The organism is Sphaerotilus sp., assembly GCF_034519685.1.
Classification (GTDB): domain Bacteria; phylum Pseudomonadota; class Gammaproteobacteria; order Burkholderiales; family Burkholderiaceae_C; genus Sphaerotilus.
Genome location: NZ_JAXHOF010000006.1, coordinates 1,286,267 through 1,304,603, shown reverse-complemented (window position 1 = coordinate 1,304,603; position 18,337 = coordinate 1,286,267). Strand labels below are relative to the sequence as shown.

Here is an 18,337-nt window from a genome sequence, read left to right as displayed (position 1 = left end):
GTCAGCTCACCACTTGGCCTTCTTGATCTGCTTGAGCTTGGCTTCGAGCTTCTTGACCGCTTCCGTGCCGGTCGACTTCTTGGACAGCACGTCGTGGGTGGCGTCCCAGAACGCGTTCGACACTTCCGGGTACTTCAGGCCGGTGGCGGTGGCCGGACGGGCAGCGGCGTTGGTGAACACGTCGAGCAGCTCGACCATGAACGGGTTCGCCTTGGCGATGTCGCCGTCCTTGTACAGGGCCGGGATCGTCGGGTTGTACGAACCACCCACGGCACGCTTCTTCTGGATCTCGGCGCTGGTCATGTACAGCGCGAGCGAAGCCGCAGCGTCGACGTTCTTCGAGTACTTGTTGACCGCCAGCTGCCAGCCACCCAGGGTCGCCGCCTTCTTGGCGCCCGGACCCGTGCCCGCCGGCAGAGCAGCCACGCCGATCTTGTCCTTGATCGGGCTGTCGGCGGCCTGGCCCAGCGACCAAGCGTACGGCCAGTTGCGCATGAAGGCAGCCTTGCCGTTCTGCCACACGCCACGCGAGTCTTCCTCGCCGTAGTTCAGCACGCCTTGCGGGGCGATGGTGCCGATCCACGACGCCGCCTGGTCCAGCGCCTTGGCCGCCTGCGGGTTGTTGATCGTGATGTTGCCCTTGCTGTCGATGATGGTGCCGCCGCCGTAGCTGTAGACCCACTCCAGCGCGTCGCAGGTCAGGCCTTCATAGGCCTTGGCCTGGAACACGAAGCCCTGGAAGTCCTTGTCGGTGGCGCGCTCGCCGTCCTGGATCTTCTTGGCGCCAGCGGCCAGCTCTTCCCAGGTCTGCGGCACCTTCACGCCGTGCTTGGCCAGCAGGTCCTTGCGGTAGAACAGCAGGCCGGCGTCGGTGAACCAGGGCATGCCCAGCAGCTTGCCGTCCACGGTGTTGTTGGCGACGATCGCGGGGAAGTGGTCCTTCTCGACACCCTTGGAATACTTCTTCAGGTCGACCAGGTGGTCCTTGATCACGCCAGGCCACACCACGTCGATCATGATGACGTCCAGGTCCGACGACTTGGCAGCGAACTGCTGGCGCAGCAGGGCCAGGTTGTCGGTCGTGCTGGCCGGCGGGGTGTACATCTTGACCGTGTGGCCGTTCTTCTTGCCCCACTCTTCGGCGAACTTGCCGCAGAACTCGACGTCGGCGGCGTTGTTGCCGCACGAGATCGTGATGGTGGCCGCGTGTGCGCTGACCAGACCGCCGAACGCCAGGGCGACGCCCGCGGCAACTTGCTTGTACGTGATGGACATGATGGCCTGTCTCCTGTTGTCTGTGGCAATCCACGCCACGGATCACACTGTAATTTTCTTACAGCACCTCCAGAACTAGTGAAAACCCGCATTTTGTGTGCTCAAAAAACAGGCAATTCAATCGTTTGCATTTGGGCGTAGTCTGGTTTGTACTGCCATCGGTATCGTTTGCGTTCAGATCGACTGCCCGAAATGCACCAGAAGTGCCGATCCTTGCCTGCGCAAGGATCGCTTGAGTTTCAATGTAATTTCATTACCATTCATCACCATGAGTCCTCATCCAGCCGCACTGCCCTATCCCGACGGACCACGCCTGCTGGCCGACGTCGGGGCCAGCAACATCCGCTTCGCGCTGGAGACGGCGCCGGGGTGTTTCGGCGGCACGGCCGTGCTGGCCTGCGCGACCCACGACAGCCTGGAGTCGGCCGTGCGGACCTTCCTGCACGGACAGCAGATCGCCCGCGTGCGGCATGCCGCGCTGTCGCTGCCCAACCCGATCTCGGGCGACCAGATCAAGCTGACCAACCACCCGTGGGAGTTCTCGGTCGAGGCCATGCGGCGCACCTTCGGCCTGCAGACCCTGCTGGCGATCAACGACTACACCGCACTCGCGATGGGCCTGACCCGGCTCGACCCGCACGAGCGCATCCAGATCGGCGGCGGCGATCCGCTGCCCGGTGCGGTGATCGGCGTGATCGGTCCGGGCACGGGGCTGGGCGTGTCGGCGCTGGTGCCGTTCCAGGACCGCAACGTCAGCCTCACCACCGAGGGCGGCCACGCCAGCTACGCCGCACAGGATGCCGACGAGGCCCTCGTCGTGGCACATGCCCGCCAGCGCTACGGCCATGTCTCGGGCGAACGGCTGATCTCCGCCTCCGGGCTGGAGCTGACCTACGAGGCACTCGCCCTGCGCAGCGGCCACCAGCCCGCCAGCCGCCGCGCACCGGAGATTTCGGCAGCGGCACTCGCCGATGTGCCGGACCCGGTGGCGCACCAGGCGCTGTCGATGTTCTGCGCCATGCTGGGCACCGCCGCCGGCAACCTCGCGCTGACCCTGGGCGCGCAGGGCGGCGTCTACATCGGCGGCGGCATCGTGCCGCAGATCGCTGGCTTCTTCGCACAATCGGCCTTCCGCGCCCGCTTCGAGGCCAAGGGGCGCTTCCAGCCCTGGCTGGCCCGCGTGCCGACCTGGATCGTGACGGCGCCGCGGGCGGGCCTGCGCGGCGCCTCCGCGATGCTCGACGACCACCTCACCGCCGACCACGGCGCCGGCCCGCTGCTGGTGGACATCCGCGCCTCGATGGACAAGCTCTCGGCGGCCGAGCGCATCGTCGCGCAGGATCTGCTGTCCGCGCCGCGCGCCTGGATGAGCGACTCGATCGCCCGCATCGCCGAACGCTGCGGCGTGAGCACGCCCACCGTGATGCGCTTCTGCCGCTCGCTGGGCTTCAAGGGGCTGGTGGATTTCAAGCTGCGCCTGGGCTCGGGCCTGTCGGGCACCACCAAGGTCGCCCACCGCGAGGTCAGCGCCGACGACCCGACCGCCGAGCGCATCGGCAAGGTCTTCGACAACTCGATCTCGGCGCTGATCGGGCTGCGCGACCGGCTGCACCCGGATGTGTTCGAGCGGGCCGTGGCCGCGCTGGCCGCTGCGCGCCGCATCGAGGTCTACGGCACCGGCAGCGCCGCCCTCGCCGCCGAGGACGCGCAGCACAAGCTCGGCCGGCTCGGTCTGGCCGCGCTGGCACGCACCGACGCGCAGCAGCAGAACCTGACCTCGATCTACCTCGGCGCCGAGGATGTGCTGCTGGTGCTGTCGAACTCGGGCGAGCTGGACTCGATCAACGAGGCGGTGGCGCGCGCCCGCCACGCCGGCACCCGGGTGATCACGATGTGTCCGCAGCGCAGCGAGCTGGCACGGCTGGCCGACATCGTGCTGCCGGTCGACCACCCGGACGATGCGCAGGCGCTGGTGCCGATGGTGTCGCGGCTGATGCAGACGGTGATGATCGACGCGCTGGTCAGCGACCTGGCGCTGCAGCGGCGCGCCCTGATCGGGCAGGCCCTCGCACACCAGCAGGACCAGCGTTTCGGCTCGCTCAGCTCGCACAGCCGCTGAGCCGCTAAGCTGCGTGGCATGTCGGAATCCCCTGCTGCCCAGCCACCCTCTGCGCCACCGCGCCCGCGCCCGGCGCGCATCACCATGCAGGACGTCGCCCGCGCGGCGCAGGTCTCGCAGACCACGGTGTCCTTCGTGCTGAACAAGCGCGCGGAGGTCAGCATCCCGCAGGAAACCCGCGACCGCGTCTGGCAGGCCGTGGCCAGCCTCGGCTACCGCCCCAACGCGATGGCCCGCGCCCTGCGCCAGGGCACCTCGAACCTGATCGGCTTCGTCACCGACGAGATCGCCACCACGCCGTTCGCTGGCCAGATCGTGCGCGGCGCGCAGGACGTGGCCTGGCAGCACCGGCGCATCCTGATGATGGTCAACACCGACCACCAGAGCGATCTGGAGCAGGAGGCCCTCGGCGCGCTGCTACAGCACCAGGTGGACGCGATCATCCTGGCGGCGATGTCGCACAAGGCGATCACGCTACCGCCGCTGCTGGCGGGGTTTCCGGTGGTGCTGGTCAACGCCTACAGCGAGGACGACCGCGTCCCCGCCGTCGTGCCGGACGAGCACCGCGGAGGCCTCGAAGCCACCGCGCACCTGCTCGCACACGGCCACCACCGCATCGGCGTCATCGACAACCTCGACGACTCGGTGGCAGCGACGCTGCGCATCCAGGGCTGGCGCGATGCGCACGCGCACGCCGGGCTGGCGGCGGACCCCGCGCTGCTGGTGAAAATCCATGGCTGGCAGGAGGCGGGCTTCGAGGGCGCGATGGACCTGCTGCAGCGCCCGGACCGGCCGACCGCGCTGTTCTGCCTGAACGACCGCGCCGCGATGGGCGCCTACGAGGCGGCACGCGCACTCGGCCTGCGCATTCCCGACGACCTGTCGATCCTCGGCTTCGACAACCAGGAGGTGATCGCCGCCCACCTGCGCCCGACGCTCACCACCATGCAGCTGCCGCACCACGAGATGGGGCGGCGCGGCATGCGCGCCCTGCTGGGCGTGGAACCACTGCCACGCGGGCGCACGCTGCTGCACTGCCCGCTGGTCGAGCGGGCCTCGGTGGCCCGCCGCCGCTCAGACTGAGCCGCTGCGCCGGCCCTGCGCGTCGAACAGGTGCAGCGCGCCCGGCTTCGGGCTCAGCGTCACCGCCATGCCGGCCTGCCAGGGACCGGCCTCTTCTGCGGACAGCTTCAGGCTGAGCGGCTGCTCGACGCCGTCCACACGCGCATAGACCAGCACCGTGTCGCCCAGGTGCTCGGTCAGGTCGATGCGCGCCGCCCAGCCACGCTGGCCCGCCGCCGGATCGCTCGGCACCAGCGACTCCGGCCGGATGCCGACCTGCGACGCCCCGGCCGCCGCCGGGTGCCACGCGGCGGTGGCCGCCGGCAGCACATTCATCTTCGGGCTGCCCATGAACTGGGCGACGAAGACATTGGCCGGGCGCTGGTACAGCTCCAGGGGCGTGCCGACCTGCTCGATGATGCCGCCGTTGAACACGGCGATGCGGTCGCCCATGGTCATCGCCTCGACCTGGTCGTGGGTGACGTAGACCATCGTCGAGCCGAGTTCGCGGTGCAGCTTGGTCAGCTCGACGCGCATCTGCACCCGCAGGCCGGCGTCCAGGTTCGACAGCGGCTCGTCGAAGAGGAACACCGCCGGCTTGCGCACGATGGCGCGGCCGATCGCCACGCGCTGGCGCTGGCCGCCGGACAGCGCCTTGGGCGTGCGGTCCAGCAGGTGGGTGATCTGCAGCACCTTGGCGGCCTGCTCGACCTGCTCTCTGGCCTGCGCCTTCGGGACTTTGGCCATCTTCAGGCTGAAGCCCATGTTCTCGGCGACGGTCATGTGCGGATAGAGCGCGTAGCTCTGGAACACCATGGCCACGCCGCGCATCGGTGCCGGCAGGTCGTTGGCGACCTGGTCGCCGATCTTCAGCTCGCCGGCCGTGATGCTTTCCAGCCCGGCGATCATGCGCATCATGGTGCTCTTGCCGCAGCCCGACGGGCCGACGAAGACCATGAACTCGCCGTCGCGGACATCCAGATCCACGCCCTTGATGACCTCGACGCTGTTGTCGTAGGACTTGCGGATGCCCCGCAGTGTGACGCTGGCCATGTCGGCCTCCTCGTATGTCGAATGTTCAGCGGGACGGGCGCAGCGAGAGCGCACCCGTATCCGCATCGACGCCCAGCGGCATCGGGTCGCAGACCGTGCCGGCGAAGGTGCCGTCGGCCTGCCAGTAGTGGAACGCCATCAGCGCGGGGCCTTGATCGGTCTCGACGATGCGCCCGGCGTAGCGGCGGCACGGCAGGTCGCCATCCAGGAACGGCGCCGGCCCGACCCGCCACGGCCCGAGCGGGTGCTCGGCCATCAGGTAGTGCGTGCCCCAGACCGGCGACTGGCCGCTGGCGGCGAGGTGCCGCGCGGCGTAATCCTGCGACCAGTGCTCGCCGGCGTTGCAGAAGAAGCAGTACCAGCGCCCACCGATCTGCAACACCTGCGGCACTTCGAGCTGGCCGAAGTCGCCGGCGAACACCGGCGGGCACAGCGTCCACGTCTGCAGGTCCGGCGAGCGCGCCAGACCGATCGCGCCGCGGGTGTTCAGCTCCTCGCCACCCGGCACGCGGGCGGTGAAGACCATCAGCCAGCCCTCGCCGTCCGGGTCGCGCATCACCCACGGGTCGCGCATCGCCCGGCCGTCCCACGGGCCACCGTCCGGCAGCACGTATTCCTCGTACAGCGCGCTGACTGGATCGCCATCCACCAGATCCAGCACCAGGCCGTCGCCAACCCGCTGCCAGTGGTGGCCGTCCACGCTGGTGGCGTGGCCGATGCGCTGGCGGCGGCCGTTTTCAGCCGAGCCTGTGCCGGTGTAGAACTGGTGCCAGCCGCCCGCATCATCACGCACGACCGAGCCGGTCCACACCGTCTTGTCGTCCCAGGCCGGCGAGGCGGCCGGCGCAAAGCTGGTGCCCAGGTGGGTCCAGTTCACCAGGTCGGTGCTGACCGCATGGCCCTGCGTCACGTTCCAGTGGCGCAAGGACTCGTCACCGAGCGACTTGTCCGCCTTCAGGAACCAGATGTGCCAGCAGGTCTCCCCGCTGTCGCCGACCTCGCCGACGCGGTGGGTCCAGAAGTCCCAGATCCATTGGTCTTGCAGTGCAAGCATCGTCGCCTTCCCCCGGGTCTCAGCCCTTGACCCCGCTGCCCATGGCCGACTGGATGAACCAGCGCTGGAACAGCAGATACACCCCCAGGACCGGCGCCGACATCAGCACCGAGAAGGCCATCACGTCACCCCAGATCGGCGGCGGCGTGCCGAAGAACTGGGCGAGTGCCAACGCCACCGGTCGCACTTCCGCGCCGCGCGTGACCATCAGCGGCCACAGGAAGGCGTTCCAGTACTCCAGGCTCTGCAGGATCGCCACCGTGGCGATCGCCGGCAGCGACAGCGGCATGATGATCTGCCAGTAGATCTTCAGGTGCGAGGCGCCATCGAGGAAGGCGGCCTCGTCGTAGTCCTTCGGGATCTTGGCGAAGAACTGGTAGAACAGGAAGATCGAGAACGGGTGGGCGATGAAGGGGACGATCTGGGCTTGGTAGGTATCGACCCAGCCGACCTGGTTCATCATCAAGAGCATCGGCACCGCCAGCGCCTCCATCGGGATGATGATGAGCGAGATCACCGCCACCACGATCCAGTTGCGGCCGGGGAAGCTGATCCGCGCCAGCGCATACGCCGCCAGCGAGTTCACGAACACGCCGAACACGACGATGCTCACGACGATCAGCGCCGAGTTCATCAGGTAGCGCGGCACCGGCGAAGTGGTGTCGTTCAGCACCTGCCGGAAGTTCTCCAGCGAGATCTGCGACGGGTCGACCCAGAAGGCACGCCAGTTGCCGAAGTCGAGCAGGATCTGCTGCTCGTCGGCCTTGAGCGAGGTGGCGACCATCAGCATCAGCGGCGCCAGCACGAAGGCCAGCAGCACCAAGGCGATGATGATGAGAAACAGTCTCTCGACGCGGGTGCTCATTCGATGGCCCTCTCTTCCTTGACGAGGCGACGTTGGACCATGCTGATCGCCAGCACGATCAGGAAAAACACCACCGCTGCGGCGGCCGCGATGCCGACCTTGCCTTCGCGGAAACCGGTGAGATAGATGAAGCGCACCAGCGTGTCGGTGACGCCGGACGGGCCACCCTTGGTCAGCAGCTCGACCTGGGTGAACAGCTTGAACGCCAGGATGGTCGTCGTCATCACGACCAGGATGTGCGTGTTCAGCAGGCCCGGGAAGGTGATGTGCCAGAACTCGTTCCAGCGGTTGGCGCCGTCGAGCCGCGCGGCTTCATAGAGGTCGGTGTTGATGCTCTGCAGTCCCGCCAGATACACCACCATCTGAAACGGGAACCCCTGCCAGGCCGACATCAGCACGAGCGCCGGCATGGCGGTCGCCGGGTTGCCGAGCCAGTCCACCGGATCGACGAGGCCGAAGGTCAGCGCGTTCAGCAGCGTGTTGAAGAAGCCGCTCATCTGGAACAGCGAGAACCAGATCACCGACACGACGACCATCGAGATCACGGTCGGCAGGAAATAGATACCGCGGAACAGCTGCCGCATCGGCAGTTTCGCGTTGATCAGCATCGCCACTGCCAGCCCGAGGCCACACTGCAGCGGCACCACCAGCACCGTGAAGTACGCCGTGTTGAGCAGCGTGCGCACGAAGTCCTCGTTCTCGAAGACACGCGCGTAGTTGCGCCAGCCGATCCACTCGGTCGGCATGTTCGGGTTCGGGACCAGTCGCTGGTCGGTGAAAGAAAACGCCACCGTCAACAGGAACGGCAGCACGATGAAAAGCAGGATCAGCGCCAGCGCCGGGCTGAGAAACAGCCACGGGCGCAGCGTGGTCTGCTGTCGCACGGCAAGCATGGGGAATCCTTCGGGACCATCGAGACAACCGGGCCGGCAGCGCCATCGCTGCCGGCCCGAACAACCAGGGGTTTACTTGCCGAACGGCTTGTAGCCCTTGTTGTCGGCGATGTCCTGGTCGACCTTCTTGGCCGCCGTGTCGAGCGCCTTCTTCACGTCGCCACCATCGACCGTATCGGCCACGGCCTTGGCAAACGCCGCGGTGATCGTCGGATAGGCCGGGTGGGCCGGACGGGCCACGCTGACCTTGGCGAGCTGGTCGATGTACAGCGACAGCGGACCGCCCGCCTTGTACAGCTCGACCTTCGGCGCCGCCGACTTCACGCCTGGCACGCCGCCCATCGCGGTGGACAGCTCCGCCACGCTGTCAGTGCTCAGCATAAAGTCCAGCAGCTTGCCGGTGGCTTCCTTCTGCTTGCTCTTGGCGTTGATCGACCAGGCCCAGCCGCCGTTGCCGGTGACCGCCTTGGCGCCGAACTTGGGCATGGGCAGCAGCACGAGGTCATTGCCGAAAGCCTTGCTGTGCGCCGGCCACATCCAGTGACCGACGAAGGACAGCGCCGTGATCTTCTTGCCGTAGAAGCTGTCGTCGCCTTCGCTGGCCGGGGCGATGTAGCCCTTCTTGACGAAGCCCTGCAGCATCGTCAGCGCCTTGACGGCGGCCGGGCCGTTCATCGTGCCGTCGGCCTTCCAGCTCTTGCGGTCGATCAGGTCACCGCCCATCGACTGCACCCAGGGGCTGAAGCCGTAGGTGTACCACTCGCCCTGGCCGTAGTTCAGCTTCACGTCCAGCGCGTACTTCATGCCCGGCAGCTTGGACAGCTTGGCCAGCGCGTCCTCGAACTCGGCGGCCGTCCAGGCGTCATCGACGCCCTTCGGGATGCGGACCTTGGCGGCCTCCAGCAGCGACTTGCGGCCCCAGATCGACAGACCCGAGTCGCCCTGGCCCAGGCAGTAGATCTTGCCGTCCGGCGGGTAGGTGCCCTGGTTGATCAGCGAGGGCAGCATGTCGCTCAGCGTCTTGGCCGACACCAGCCCGTTCAGCGGCGCGATGTAGCCCGACCAGGCGTAGTTGGCGTAGTTCGGGCCGTCCAGGTCCAGCAGGTCGGGCAGGTTGCCCGACAGCGCCGCGGCCTGCACTTGCTCGTTGTAGGAGCCCTCCGGCTGGATCTCCAGCTTGGCGGGCGTGCCGGGGTTGGCCTTGTTCCACTTCTCGATGAGCTGCGCCATGCGCTCGCGCTCGTTGTCGGCGCGTCCGCCGTGGTGCCAGACACGCAGCACGTCGGCAGCCAGGGCGGCCTGCGAGGCGGCCAGCAGGGCGGCCACGGCCAGAAGCTTGGGGCTGAACTTCATCGTCTCACTCCGGAAAGAGTTGGTGGTTTTCGGGCATCGAGAGGCGCGAGTAAATCGTATTACTTGCCACCTGCACAATTTAACGCAATCGATTTCGGCCTGTCAACGCGGTCTCCCCGGGGTTGGACCCGCAACGAGGGAAAACACGGAGCGGATGGACGGCGAATGGGCAGCGGACAGGCGCTGCGGCGCAACACGCCGTCAGCCCATCAAGGCCACACCCTTGATCTGGGCGTGGAGCCGGTCGCCAGGCTGCAGCCCCAGCGTGTCGACGCTGCGGCGGGTGATGCGGGCGAGCAGCGTGGCCGCCGCCGGGTCACCGCGCCCGCCCAGGCGCAGCCGCAGCAGCACCGTGCGCCCCTCGGCCTCCAGCCGCTCCAGCGTCACCGGCAGCACGTTCAGGATGCTGCTGTGCTGCGGCGCATCGCGGGCGATGCTGACATCGCGGGCCAGCACGCGGACCCGCACCGGCGTGCCCGGCGGCTGCTCGACCGCGCCAAGCCACAGGCTGCCGCCGGACACGGCAATGCGCGTCAGGCCATAGGGCAGATCGTGCGCGGCGACGGTCGCCTCCAGCACGGCGCCCGCCTCGTCCTGCCGGCCCAGCGGCAGGTCGGTGCGCGCGAACAGGTCCGCCACCCCGCCTTCGGCCAGCACGCACCCGGCCTGCAGCAGCACCAGGTGGTCCGCCAGCCGCGCCACCTCGTCCAGTGCATGGGTCACGTAGACGATGGGCAATGCCATGGCACGGTGCAGGCGTTCGAGGTAGGGCAGGATCTCGGCCTTGCGCGCCGCGTCCAGCGCCGCCAGCGGCTCGTCCATCAGCAGCAGCCGCGGACTCGTCGCCAATGCACGGGCGATGGCCACCCGCTGGCGCTCGCCGCCGGAGAGCGTGGCGGGACGGCGCTCCATCAGCGCGCCGATGCCGAGCAGCTCCACCGCCTGGTCCAGCGCGATGTGGCGCTCGGCGGGGGCGATGCGGCGCTGGCCGTAGTCGAGGTTGCGGCGCACGTCGAGGTGCGGGAACAGCGCCGCCTCCTGGATCACGTAGCCGATCGGGCGCTGGTGGGTCGGCACGAAGACAGCGCCAGCCGCGTCGTCCTGCCAGATCTGGCCGTTCAGCGCGACCCGTCCGGTCGCCCGCTCCAGTCCGGCCAGCGCGCGCAGCAGCGTCGTCTTGCCGCAGCCCGACGGACCGAACAGCGCACTCACCCCCTGCGACGGCAAGGCCAGCGCCACCTCCAGCACGAAGTCGCGCCGCGCCAGCGTGAGCCGCGCCTCGATCACCGCCGCGCCTCCGCAGCGCGCGCCGAGCGCTGGATCGCATAGAGCGTCACCAGCACCACCAGCGCGAAGGCCACCATGCCCGCCGCGAGCCGGTGCGCGTCGGCGAACTCGGCCGCCTCGACATGGTCATAGATCGCCACCGACAGCACACGGGTCTCGCCGGGGATGTTGCCGCCGATCATCAGCACCACGCCGAACTCCCCCACCGTGTGCGCGAAGCCGAGCACCGCGCCGGTCAGCAGCCCCGGCCGCGCCAGCGGCAGCGCCACCGAGACGAAGCGGTCCCACGGTCCGGCGCGCAACGTGGCCGCCGCTTCGAGCAGCGCCTCGGGGATCGCCTCGAAGGCCTGCTGCAGCGGCTGCACGACAAAGGGCATCGAATACAGCACCGACGCCACCACCAGCCCGCCGAAGGTGAACGGCAGCCGCCCCAGCCCGAAGGCCTCGGTCATCTGCCCGACCGCGCCGTGCGGGCCGGTGAGCAGCAGCAGATAGAAGCCCAGCACCGTCGGCGGCAGCACCAGCGGCAGGGTCACCACGGCGCCAATGACGGGCTTCAGCCGCGAGCCGGTGCGCGCCAGCCACCACGCCAGCGGTGTGCCGACCAGCAGCAGCAGCGCGGTGGTCACCGCCGCGAGCGTGGCGGTCAGGCGGATGGCGCTCCAGTCAGCGTCGCTCATTCACACTCATCCACGCACATAGCCATAGGACTGGATCACCGCCTGCGCCGGCTCGGTGCGCAGCCATTGCAGCAGCGCGGCCGCCGCCGGCTTGCCCGCGCCCGCCTTGAGCAGCACGGCGTCCTGGCGCATCGGCGCGTGCAATGAGGCCGGCACACGCCACATCGACCCCACCGGCGCCTTGCCCGGCACGCTCACCTGCGACAGCGCGACGAAGCCGAGTTCGGCGTTGCCGGTGGCGACGAACTGGTAGGCCTGCGCGACCGACTCGCCGGTGACCAGCTTCAGCGACAGCGGCCCCTCCAGACCCAGCGCGACGAGCACCTCCATCGCGGCACGGCCGTACGGCGCCGTCTTCGGGCTGGCAATGGCGATCTTCTGGAAACGCCCCGAAGCGAGCACCGCCCCCTGCGCATCGACCAGCCCCGGCGTGGCGCTCCACAGCACGAGCTGCCCGACCGCATAGGTGAACGCGCTGCCCGCCACCGCATGGCCCTCGGCGATCAGGCGCTTCGGCGTGGTGTCATCCGCGGACAGCAGCACCTCGAACGGCGCCCCAGACACGATCTGGCTGTAGAACTTGCCGGTGGAGCCGCTGGCGAGCTTGAGGGTGTGGCCGGTCGCGGCGGTGAACGCCTCGGCGAGACGGGTCATCGGGGCGGCGAAGTTGGCAGCGACGGCCACAAGGACTTCGTCGGCTTGTGCAGGCACAGCACCCAGCGCCAGCGCGAGCGCCGTGGCCATTCGGACAACAGGATCGGTCATGCCGGGAGTCTACGTGCAGCACACGCGGACCGACCAGTCACCAGCCAGTCACCGGCGACCCGCACCACACGACACCCGCACCACCAGCGACGCCCCGATGTCCCGGTGCGCAGCCACCCCGCCCTGCCCCGCCATCAGCGCCAGCAGCCGGTCCATCGCCTCGCGCCCGTGGGCAATCGGATCGGTGCGGATCGTCGTCAGCGGCGGTTCGGCGAACGGCGCCAGCGGCAGGTCGTCGTAGCCCACCACCGCCACATCGTCCGGCACACGCCGCCCCGCCTCGCGCAATGCCCGCAACGCGCCGAAGGCCACCGTGTCGTTGCCGACGAACAGCGCCGTGAACGGCACGCCACGCGCCAGCAGCTCGCGTGTCGCCCGCCAGCCGCTATCGGCGCTGATGTCGGCGTGCGCGACCCAGGACGGTGCCGGCGTGAGGCCGCGGGCCACCAGGGCATCGCGCCAGCCGCTTTCGCGCCCGTGGACCGAGTGGAATTCCGATGGTGCGAAGCCGACGTGCCCGATGCAGCGGTGCCCGAGGTCGAGCAGATGGTTGACCGCGAGCGTGGCGCCGCGGTGGTTGTCGGTGCCCAGGGTGTGGAAGTCGCCCGTGCCGTCGCGCCCGCTGCCCAGCACGACCAGCGGGATGCCAGCCGCGGCGATCTGGCGCAGGTGGTCATGTTCGCTGCGGCGCAGGTTGACGACGATCAGCCCGTCAATGCGCCGGCTGCGCACCAGATCGACAAAGCCGCCCGGCTCGCGGCCCTCGCCGTCGGTGGACTCGATCAGCATCTTCAGGCCGGCGCGGTGACACGCCTCGTTGATCGAGCCGACGAGGTGGGCGAGGAAGACGTCGTCGTAGAGGTGGGTCGCCTGCGGCATCACCAGACCGACCGTGGCCGACGCGCCACCCGCCAGCGTGCGCGCCGCGATGTTGGGGCGGTAGCCCAGTTCGTCCGCCACCGCCAGCACGCGGGCGTGGGTGGCCTCGCTGATGCCGCGGTTGCGCACGCCGTTGAGCACGAAGGACACCGTCGTGCGCGACACCCCGGCCCTGCGGGCCACCTCGGCACTGGTGGGCGACGTGGTCAGGAGCGGGGCTGGCGGCATGGCGAGATCGGATCGTCAGGGGTGAAGAAACTCCGGCAGCACCGCGCGGTGGGCCGTCAGCAGCTCGTCGACCATCGCGCGGATCTGCGACAGGTCGAGCGTCGCCGCAGTGTGCGGGTCGAGCATCGCGGCATGGTACACATGGTCGCGGCGCTGGCCGAGGATGGCCTCCACCACCATCTCCTGCACGTTCACGTTCGTGCGCATCAGCGCCGCGAGCTGCACCGGCAGCCGCCCGACCCGCGTCGGCTGCACGCCGTGGTGGTCCACCAGACACGGCACCTCGACCGCGCAGCCCTCCGGCAGGTTGTCGATCAGCCGGTCGTTGAGGACGTTGCCGTTGATGACCCGCGGCTGGCCGGTGACGATGGAATGGATGATCGCGCTGCCGTACTCGACGCTGCGCGTGATCTGGCGCAGGCCGTCGATCATCTGGCCGGCGCCGTCGATCTCGCGCGGCATGACATGGATGTTCGCCGCACGCAGTTGGGCTAGCAGCGCGGCGCTGTCCTGCGAGCCGGGCGTCTGCAGCTCGCGCTCGATGTAGGGCCAGGCGTGTTCGAACACCTGGCAGCGGCCGGGGTATTCGTCGAGCGGGATGTTGAACTGCTTCAGCAGATCCTCGCGGCCCTGCTTGATGAACCACGGCACGTACTCGGCGAAGTGCTCGCTGGACTCGGTCGGGAAATGGCCGAGCTGGTGCAGCATCTCGTAGCGCACGCGGTTCCAGTCCGGCATCGCCCCGGTGCGGTGGATCTCGCGCAGGCGCGGGTACAGGTCCACGCCCCGGTGCTCGAAGCGCAGGTAGAACGACATGTGGTTGATGCCGGCGCAGTGGTAGTCGATCTCGTCCACCGGGATGCCGAGGTCGCGGGCCAGCTCGGCCGCCGTGTGCTGCACGCTGTGGCACAGGCCGACAGTCGGGATGCGGGTGGACGCCCGGTTCAGTGCCCAGGTGAGCATCGCCATCGGGTTGACGTAGTTCAGGTGGACGGCGCCGTCGGCACACACGTCCTCCATGTCGCGCAGCATGTCCAGCATCACGGGGATGGTGCGCAGGCCGCGCATGATGCCGCCGATGCCCAGCGTGTCGCCGATGGTCTGCTCCAAGCCGTAGCGCTTCGGGATCTCGAAGTCGGTGACGGTGGCGGGCTTGTAGCCGCCGACCTGGATGGTGTTGAGCACGAAGCGGGCGCTGTCGAGCGCGGCGCGGCGGTCGGTGCTGGCGGTGATGACGGGCGAGACGCCGAGCGCGCCCGCGATGCGGTGCGCGACCTGCTCGGACAGGCCGAGGCGGTGGGCGTCGATGTCGTGCAACGCGATCTCGGCGCCGGCCAGTTCCGGGTAGGACAGCAGGTCACCGAGCAGGTTGCGGGTGAACACGGTGCTGCCGGCACCGATGAGCGTGATCTTCAGGCGACGGTTCGGGGCGGTCATGAACGGGGTGTCCTTGAAAAAAACCGGCCCGGACTGGACGTGACGGGCCGGTGAACCTGGGCCGGCGAAGGCCCGAGGAGACAGAAATTGACAGATCAGGACGGGTGGCTGGGGCTTACTGCTTGACGACCACGTTGACCTTGGCGCCCGCGTCCTTCAGCACCGCCGCGGCCTCACCCTTGCCGCGCAGGATGGCCTGCATGGCGTTGTCCATGATGTCGTTGACCTGCGAGCCGTTGTCGGCGATCGGGGCCAGGAAGGTCTTGCCCTTGGTCATTTCCAGGAAGGCCGACGAATCGACGCCCTTGGCCTTCTGCGCCGCGATCGCCTTCTCCGGCATGCCCTTCACCGCCGGGAACACGACGCCCGCGCGGGCCACGATGTCCTGGCAGGCCGGCGAGCCGAGGAACTTGACCCACTTCCACGCCTCTTCCTTGTTCTTCGAGCCGACCCAGATCGAGTCGGCCAGGCCGTTGAACATCGTGGCGCGCTGGCCGATCGAGCCCTTGGGCAGCGGCACCCAGGCGTAGGGGAACTTCGCGTTGCTGGCGAAGTGGGTGATCATCCACGAGCCCTGCGGCACGATGGCGGCCTTGCCGGCGATGAACATCGCGTCGGAGCCGAGCTTGCTCACGTCCTCGGCGGTGGCCGACAGGCCCTTGCCCGACAGACCGGCCAGCCACGCCATCGTCTCGGCCAGCTTCGGGTCGTCGTAGTAATACTTGGCGTCCCAGGGCTTGTCCTGGAACTTGAAGCCGTTCGACACCGCGAAGTGGCTCCACTCGGTCTGGCCCATCATGCCGCCCGAGCCCGGGTTCTGGTAGCCGTAGACCGCGACCTTGGACTTGTCGAACTTGGCCGAGGCGGCGCTGTTGCCGGCGGCGTCGGTGGTGAGCTTCTTGACGACCTGCTCGAAGCTGCCTCCGTCCTTGGGGTTCCAGGTCATGTTCTGGAGGTCAGCCGCCGAGACGCCCGCCTTCTTGGCCAGGTCCATGTTGACGATCATGCCGATCGTGTCCCAGTCCTTGGGCAGGCCGAACTGCTTGCCGCCGCGGCCCCAGATGTCGTAGAGGCCGGCGGAGTACATGCCGACATCGACCTTGTCGCGCTGGATGAAGGGCGCGAGGTCGACGAGCTGGTTGTTCTTGGCGAACTCGGGGTACTTGGCCAGGTGGTTGGTGAACACGTCCGGGGCGGTGCCGGAGATGAAGCCGGTGGAGATGCCGGTCCAGTAGTCGTCCCAGCCCTGCTGGGTGATCTTGATGGTGATGTCCTTGTTCTGTTTCTGGAACTCGTTGGCGCAGCTCTGGTAGGCCGGGCGCTGGTTCGAGTCCCACAGGACGTACTTGATCTCGACGGCGTGGGCGCTGCCAGCCGCAGCGAGCAGGGTGGCCACGGCCAGGGCAATGTGACGGTTCTTCATCGACTTGTCTCCTTCATCAGAGGTCAGGGGCGGGGGAAATTTCATTTGCTGCCGCTGAACTGCACCGACTCGACCACCTTGCGGCCGAACAGCATCAGCAGCACCAGCACCGGGATCACGGCCAGCGCGGTCGCAGCCATCAGGCCGCTCCAGTCGGGCGAGCCTTGCGGGGTCTGGGACTTGAAGGACTGCAATGCGACGGTCAGCACCTGCATCGTCTCGTCCTTGGCGACGAGGAACGGCCAGAAGAACTCGTTCCACATGTTGATCGAGGTGAGCATGGCCAGCGTGGCCAGCGGCGCGGTGGACAGCGGCAGCACGATGCGCCAGAACACCCGCAGCGGCGAGGCACCTTCCAGGATCGCCGCCTCCTCCAGATCCCGCGGGATCGACAGGAAGAACTGGCGCAGGAAGAAGATACCGAAGCCCGACATCAGGCAGAACGGCGCCACCATGCCGGCCATGGTGTTCAGCCAGCCGAGATCCTTGATGAGGATGAAGTTCGGGATGAAGGTGACGACGCCCGGGATCATCATCGAGGCGACGAACAACCCGAACAGCACGTCGCGCCCCGGAAACCGCAGCCGGGCGAACGCATAGGCGGCCATCGAACTCGTCAGCACCTGCAGCGTGACGATGATCCCGGTGAACAGCAGGGAGTTGCCGACGGCGCGCAGGAAATGCACCTCCGCGCCCGAGCCGCCCATCGCCAGGCTCTCCTCGTGCGAGACGAGGCCGAGCACGCGGGTGAAGTTGCGCAGCGTCGGCGCGTCGGGCCAGAGCTGCGCGGCCTGGCTGAACACGTCCTGCGACGGCGTGAGCGCGGTCTTCACCACCACCCACAGCGGCACCACGGTCAGCGCCAGCATCGCCAGCAGGCAGGCCCAGGCGAAGGCACGGGAAGGGTTGAGTTTCATGCCAGGTCGTTTTCGTTAGCCCGCAGGATGCGCATCTGCAGCATCGTGTAGAGCACCATCACCAGGCACAGCGTCATCGACATCGCCGAGGCGTAGCCCATCTTGTAGAAGCTGAAGGCGTTCTGGACGATGTAGTGGACGATCACGCGGGTCGATTCGAGCGGCCCGCCGTTGGTCGCCACCGCCACCGTGTCGAAGATCTGGAACGAGCCCGTGACACTCGTCACCAGCACGAACACCATCACCGGGCGCAGCAGCGGCAGCGTGATGCGCCAGAACATCTGCCACTCGGTGGCGCCTTCGAGCGCGCCGGCCTCGTAGAGGTAGCGCGGGATGTTCTGCAGCCCCGCCAGGAACAGCAGCGCCACCAGCCCCATGTGGCGCCAGATGTTGACGGCAGCCACTGTGGCCAGCGCTTGCGTCTCGCCGGCGAAGAAGGGCTGGCGGCCGATGCCGGTCCAGGTCAGCAGCGCATTGACGCCGCCCAGCAGCGGGTCCAGCAGCCACAGCCACATCAGCGCCACCAGCACGTTCGACAGCAGGTAGGGCAGCAGCACCACCGCCTTGACGAACAGCGAGCGCGCCAGCCGGTCCATCACCACCGCCAGGAACAGCCCGAGCACGGTCTGCACGGGGATGTTGAACGCCACGTACCAGGCCGAGAGCTTCATGCCGTGCCAGAAGCGCTCGTCCTCCCACATCTTCGCGTAGTTGTCCAGGCCGACGAAGTTCGGCTCGCGCAGCAGGTTCCAGTCGGTCAGGCTGATCTCCACCGCCCGCCACGCTGGCCACGCATAGAACAGCACGAAGCCGATCAGCGCCGGCAGCACCAGCGCGAACGCCGTCAGCGTCTCGCGTCGGCGACTCGGGCCGAAGGCCGACAGCGGACCAGGAGCAGTGGACATGCGATTTTCCTCAAGGGGGACAGGTCTGGCGGATAACTAACCCGCGTTAGCCTGCAATGGTGCGGACTCTAAGGAGCCGGGGTGTCATCCGGCAATGGGGGTTATCACCAATTATTAGCACACCATCATCAGCGACGATTAG

General features: G+C 68.1%; 16 protein-coding genes. 2 read left to right on the top strand and 14 right to left on the bottom strand.

The annotated features are described in order from the left end of the window. Positions 1-6: 6 nt before the first annotated feature. Positions 7-1,275, bottom strand: a complete 1,269-nt coding sequence (locus tag U5O44_RS17130; protein WP_322589616.1) for an ABC transporter substrate-binding protein — start codon at positions 1,273-1,275, stop codon at positions 7-9. Between the two features lie 268 nt (positions 1,276-1,543). Between U5O44_RS17130 and glk the strand changes: the two genes are divergently transcribed. Together glk and U5O44_RS17120 are read left to right on the top strand one after the other, a co-directional pair. Then, positions 1,544-3,394, top strand: coding sequence for a glucokinase (gene glk / locus U5O44_RS17125; RefSeq protein WP_322589615.1), 1,851 nt, complete (start codon positions 1,544-1,546; stop codon positions 3,392-3,394). Positions 3,395-3,412: 18 nt separating this feature from the next. After that, on the top strand, positions 3,413-4,477 hold the full coding sequence (locus U5O44_RS17120; protein WP_322589614.1) for a LacI family DNA-binding transcriptional regulator: 1,065 nt from the start codon (positions 3,413-3,415) through the stop codon (positions 4,475-4,477). Here U5O44_RS17120 and U5O44_RS17115 read toward each other — a convergent pair. The 13 genes from U5O44_RS17115 to U5O44_RS17055 all read right to left on the bottom strand — a co-directional run bounded on the left by U5O44_RS17115 (position 4,469) and on the right by U5O44_RS17055 (position 18,195). Further along, positions 4,469-5,509, bottom strand: coding sequence for an ABC transporter ATP-binding protein (locus U5O44_RS17115; protein WP_322589613.1), 1,041 nt, complete (start codon positions 5,507-5,509; stop codon positions 4,469-4,471). The genes U5O44_RS17120 and U5O44_RS17115 overlap by 9 nt on opposite strands. Before the next feature lie 25 nt (positions 5,510-5,534). After that, complete coding sequence (locus tag U5O44_RS17110; RefSeq protein WP_322589612.1) at positions 5,535-6,563, bottom strand: glycoside hydrolase family protein; 1,029 nt, start codon at positions 6,561-6,563, stop codon at positions 5,535-5,537. Positions 6,564-6,582: 19 nt separating this feature from the next. Next, positions 6,583-7,428, bottom strand: coding sequence for a carbohydrate ABC transporter permease (locus tag U5O44_RS17105; protein ID WP_322589611.1), 846 nt, complete (start codon positions 7,426-7,428; stop codon positions 6,583-6,585). Beyond that, a complete protein-coding gene (locus U5O44_RS17100) occupies positions 7,425-8,321 on the bottom strand; it encodes a carbohydrate ABC transporter permease (protein WP_322589610.1) in 897 nt (298 codons plus the stop codon). The genes U5O44_RS17105 and U5O44_RS17100 overlap by 4 nt, the downstream gene beginning before the upstream one ends. A gap of 72 nt (positions 8,322-8,393) precedes the next feature. Continuing rightward, positions 8,394-9,674, bottom strand: coding sequence for an ABC transporter substrate-binding protein (locus U5O44_RS17095; protein ID WP_322589609.1), 1,281 nt, complete (start codon positions 9,672-9,674; stop codon positions 8,394-8,396). A 201-nt stretch (positions 9,675-9,875) separates the two neighbouring features. Beyond that, positions 9,876-10,961, bottom strand: a complete 1,086-nt coding sequence (modC, locus tag U5O44_RS17090) for a molybdenum ABC transporter ATP-binding protein (RefSeq protein WP_322589608.1) — start codon at positions 10,959-10,961, stop codon at positions 9,876-9,878. Continuing rightward, on the bottom strand, positions 10,958-11,641 hold the full coding sequence (gene modB / locus U5O44_RS17085) for a molybdate ABC transporter permease subunit (RefSeq protein WP_322589607.1): 684 nt from the start codon (positions 11,639-11,641) through the stop codon (positions 10,958-10,960). Before modB ends, modC begins: the two co-directional genes overlap by 4 nt. Before the next feature lie 6 nt (positions 11,642-11,647). Continuing rightward, the gene (modA, locus tag U5O44_RS17080; RefSeq protein ID WP_322589606.1) at positions 11,648-12,406 is read right to left on the bottom strand and encodes a molybdate ABC transporter substrate-binding protein; all 759 of its coding nucleotides are present in this window, start codon (positions 12,404-12,406) and stop codon (positions 11,648-11,650) included. Positions 12,407-12,454: 48 nt separating this feature from the next. Then, the gene (locus tag U5O44_RS17075; protein ID WP_322589605.1) at positions 12,455-13,513 is read right to left on the bottom strand and encodes a LacI family DNA-binding transcriptional regulator; all 1,059 of its coding nucleotides are present in this window, start codon (positions 13,511-13,513) and stop codon (positions 12,455-12,457) included. A 15-nt stretch (positions 13,514-13,528) separates the two neighbouring features. Next, positions 13,529-14,950: an alpha-glucosidase/alpha-galactosidase gene (gene melA, locus U5O44_RS17070; protein WP_322589604.1), complete on the bottom strand. Its 1,422-nt coding sequence runs from the start codon at positions 14,948-14,950 to the stop codon at positions 13,529-13,531. 115 nt (positions 14,951-15,065) lie between these two features. Beyond that, positions 15,066-16,373, bottom strand: coding sequence for an ABC transporter substrate-binding protein (locus U5O44_RS17065; RefSeq protein ID WP_322589603.1), 1,308 nt, complete (start codon positions 16,371-16,373; stop codon positions 15,066-15,068). Between the two features lie 41 nt (positions 16,374-16,414). Beyond that, a complete protein-coding gene (locus tag U5O44_RS17060; protein ID WP_322589602.1) occupies positions 16,415-17,290 on the bottom strand; it encodes a carbohydrate ABC transporter permease in 876 nt (291 codons plus the stop codon). Then, positions 17,287-18,195, bottom strand: coding sequence for a carbohydrate ABC transporter permease (locus U5O44_RS17055; protein ID WP_322589601.1), 909 nt, complete (start codon positions 18,193-18,195; stop codon positions 17,287-17,289). Before U5O44_RS17055 ends, U5O44_RS17060 begins: the two co-directional genes overlap by 4 nt. Positions 18,196-18,337: the final 142 nt, after the last annotated feature.

Excerpts from the sequence above, each read along its gene's own strand:
- modA (WP_322589606.1), bottom strand. The coding sequence starts at position 12,406 with ATGACCGATCCTGTTGTCCGAATGGCCACGGCGCTCGCGCTGGCGCTG.
- U5O44_RS17110 (WP_322589612.1), bottom strand. The coding sequence starts at position 6,563 with ATGCTTGCACTGCAAGACCAATGGATCTGGGACTTCTGGACCCACCGC.
- U5O44_RS17075 (WP_322589605.1), bottom strand. The coding sequence starts at position 13,513 with ATGCCGCCAGCCCCGCTCCTGACCACGTCGCCCACCAGTGCCGAGGTG.
- U5O44_RS17055 (WP_322589601.1), bottom strand. The coding sequence starts at position 18,195 with ATGTCCACTGCTCCTGGTCCGCTGTCGGCCTTCGGCCCGAGTCGCCGA.
- U5O44_RS17130 (WP_322589616.1), bottom strand. The coding sequence starts at position 1,275 with ATGTCCATCACGTACAAGCAAGTTGCCGCGGGCGTCGCCCTGGCGTTC.
- glk (WP_322589615.1), top strand. The coding sequence starts at position 1,544 with ATGAGTCCTCATCCAGCCGCACTGCCCTATCCCGACGGACCACGCCTG.
- melA (WP_322589604.1), bottom strand. The coding sequence starts at position 14,950 with ATGACCGCCCCGAACCGTCGCCTGAAGATCACGCTCATCGGTGCCGGC.
- U5O44_RS17105 (WP_322589611.1), bottom strand. The coding sequence starts at position 7,428 with ATGAGCACCCGCGTCGAGAGACTGTTTCTCATCATCATCGCCTTGGTG.
- U5O44_RS17115 (WP_322589613.1), bottom strand. The coding sequence starts at position 5,509 with ATGGCCAGCGTCACACTGCGGGGCATCCGCAAGTCCTACGACAACAGC.
- U5O44_RS17065 (WP_322589603.1), bottom strand. The coding sequence starts at position 16,373 with ATGAAGAACCGTCACATTGCCCTGGCCGTGGCCACCCTGCTCGCTGCG.
- U5O44_RS17100 (WP_322589610.1), bottom strand. The coding sequence starts at position 8,321 with ATGCTTGCCGTGCGACAGCAGACCACGCTGCGCCCGTGGCTGTTTCTC.
- U5O44_RS17060 (WP_322589602.1), bottom strand. The coding sequence starts at position 17,290 with ATGAAACTCAACCCTTCCCGTGCCTTCGCCTGGGCCTGCCTGCTGGCG.
- modB (WP_322589607.1), bottom strand. The coding sequence starts at position 11,641 with ATGAGCGACGCTGACTGGAGCGCCATCCGCCTGACCGCCACGCTCGCG.
- U5O44_RS17095 (WP_322589609.1), bottom strand. The coding sequence starts at position 9,674 with ATGAAGTTCAGCCCCAAGCTTCTGGCCGTGGCCGCCCTGCTGGCCGCC.
- U5O44_RS17120 (WP_322589614.1), top strand. The coding sequence starts at position 3,413 with ATGTCGGAATCCCCTGCTGCCCAGCCACCCTCTGCGCCACCGCGCCCG.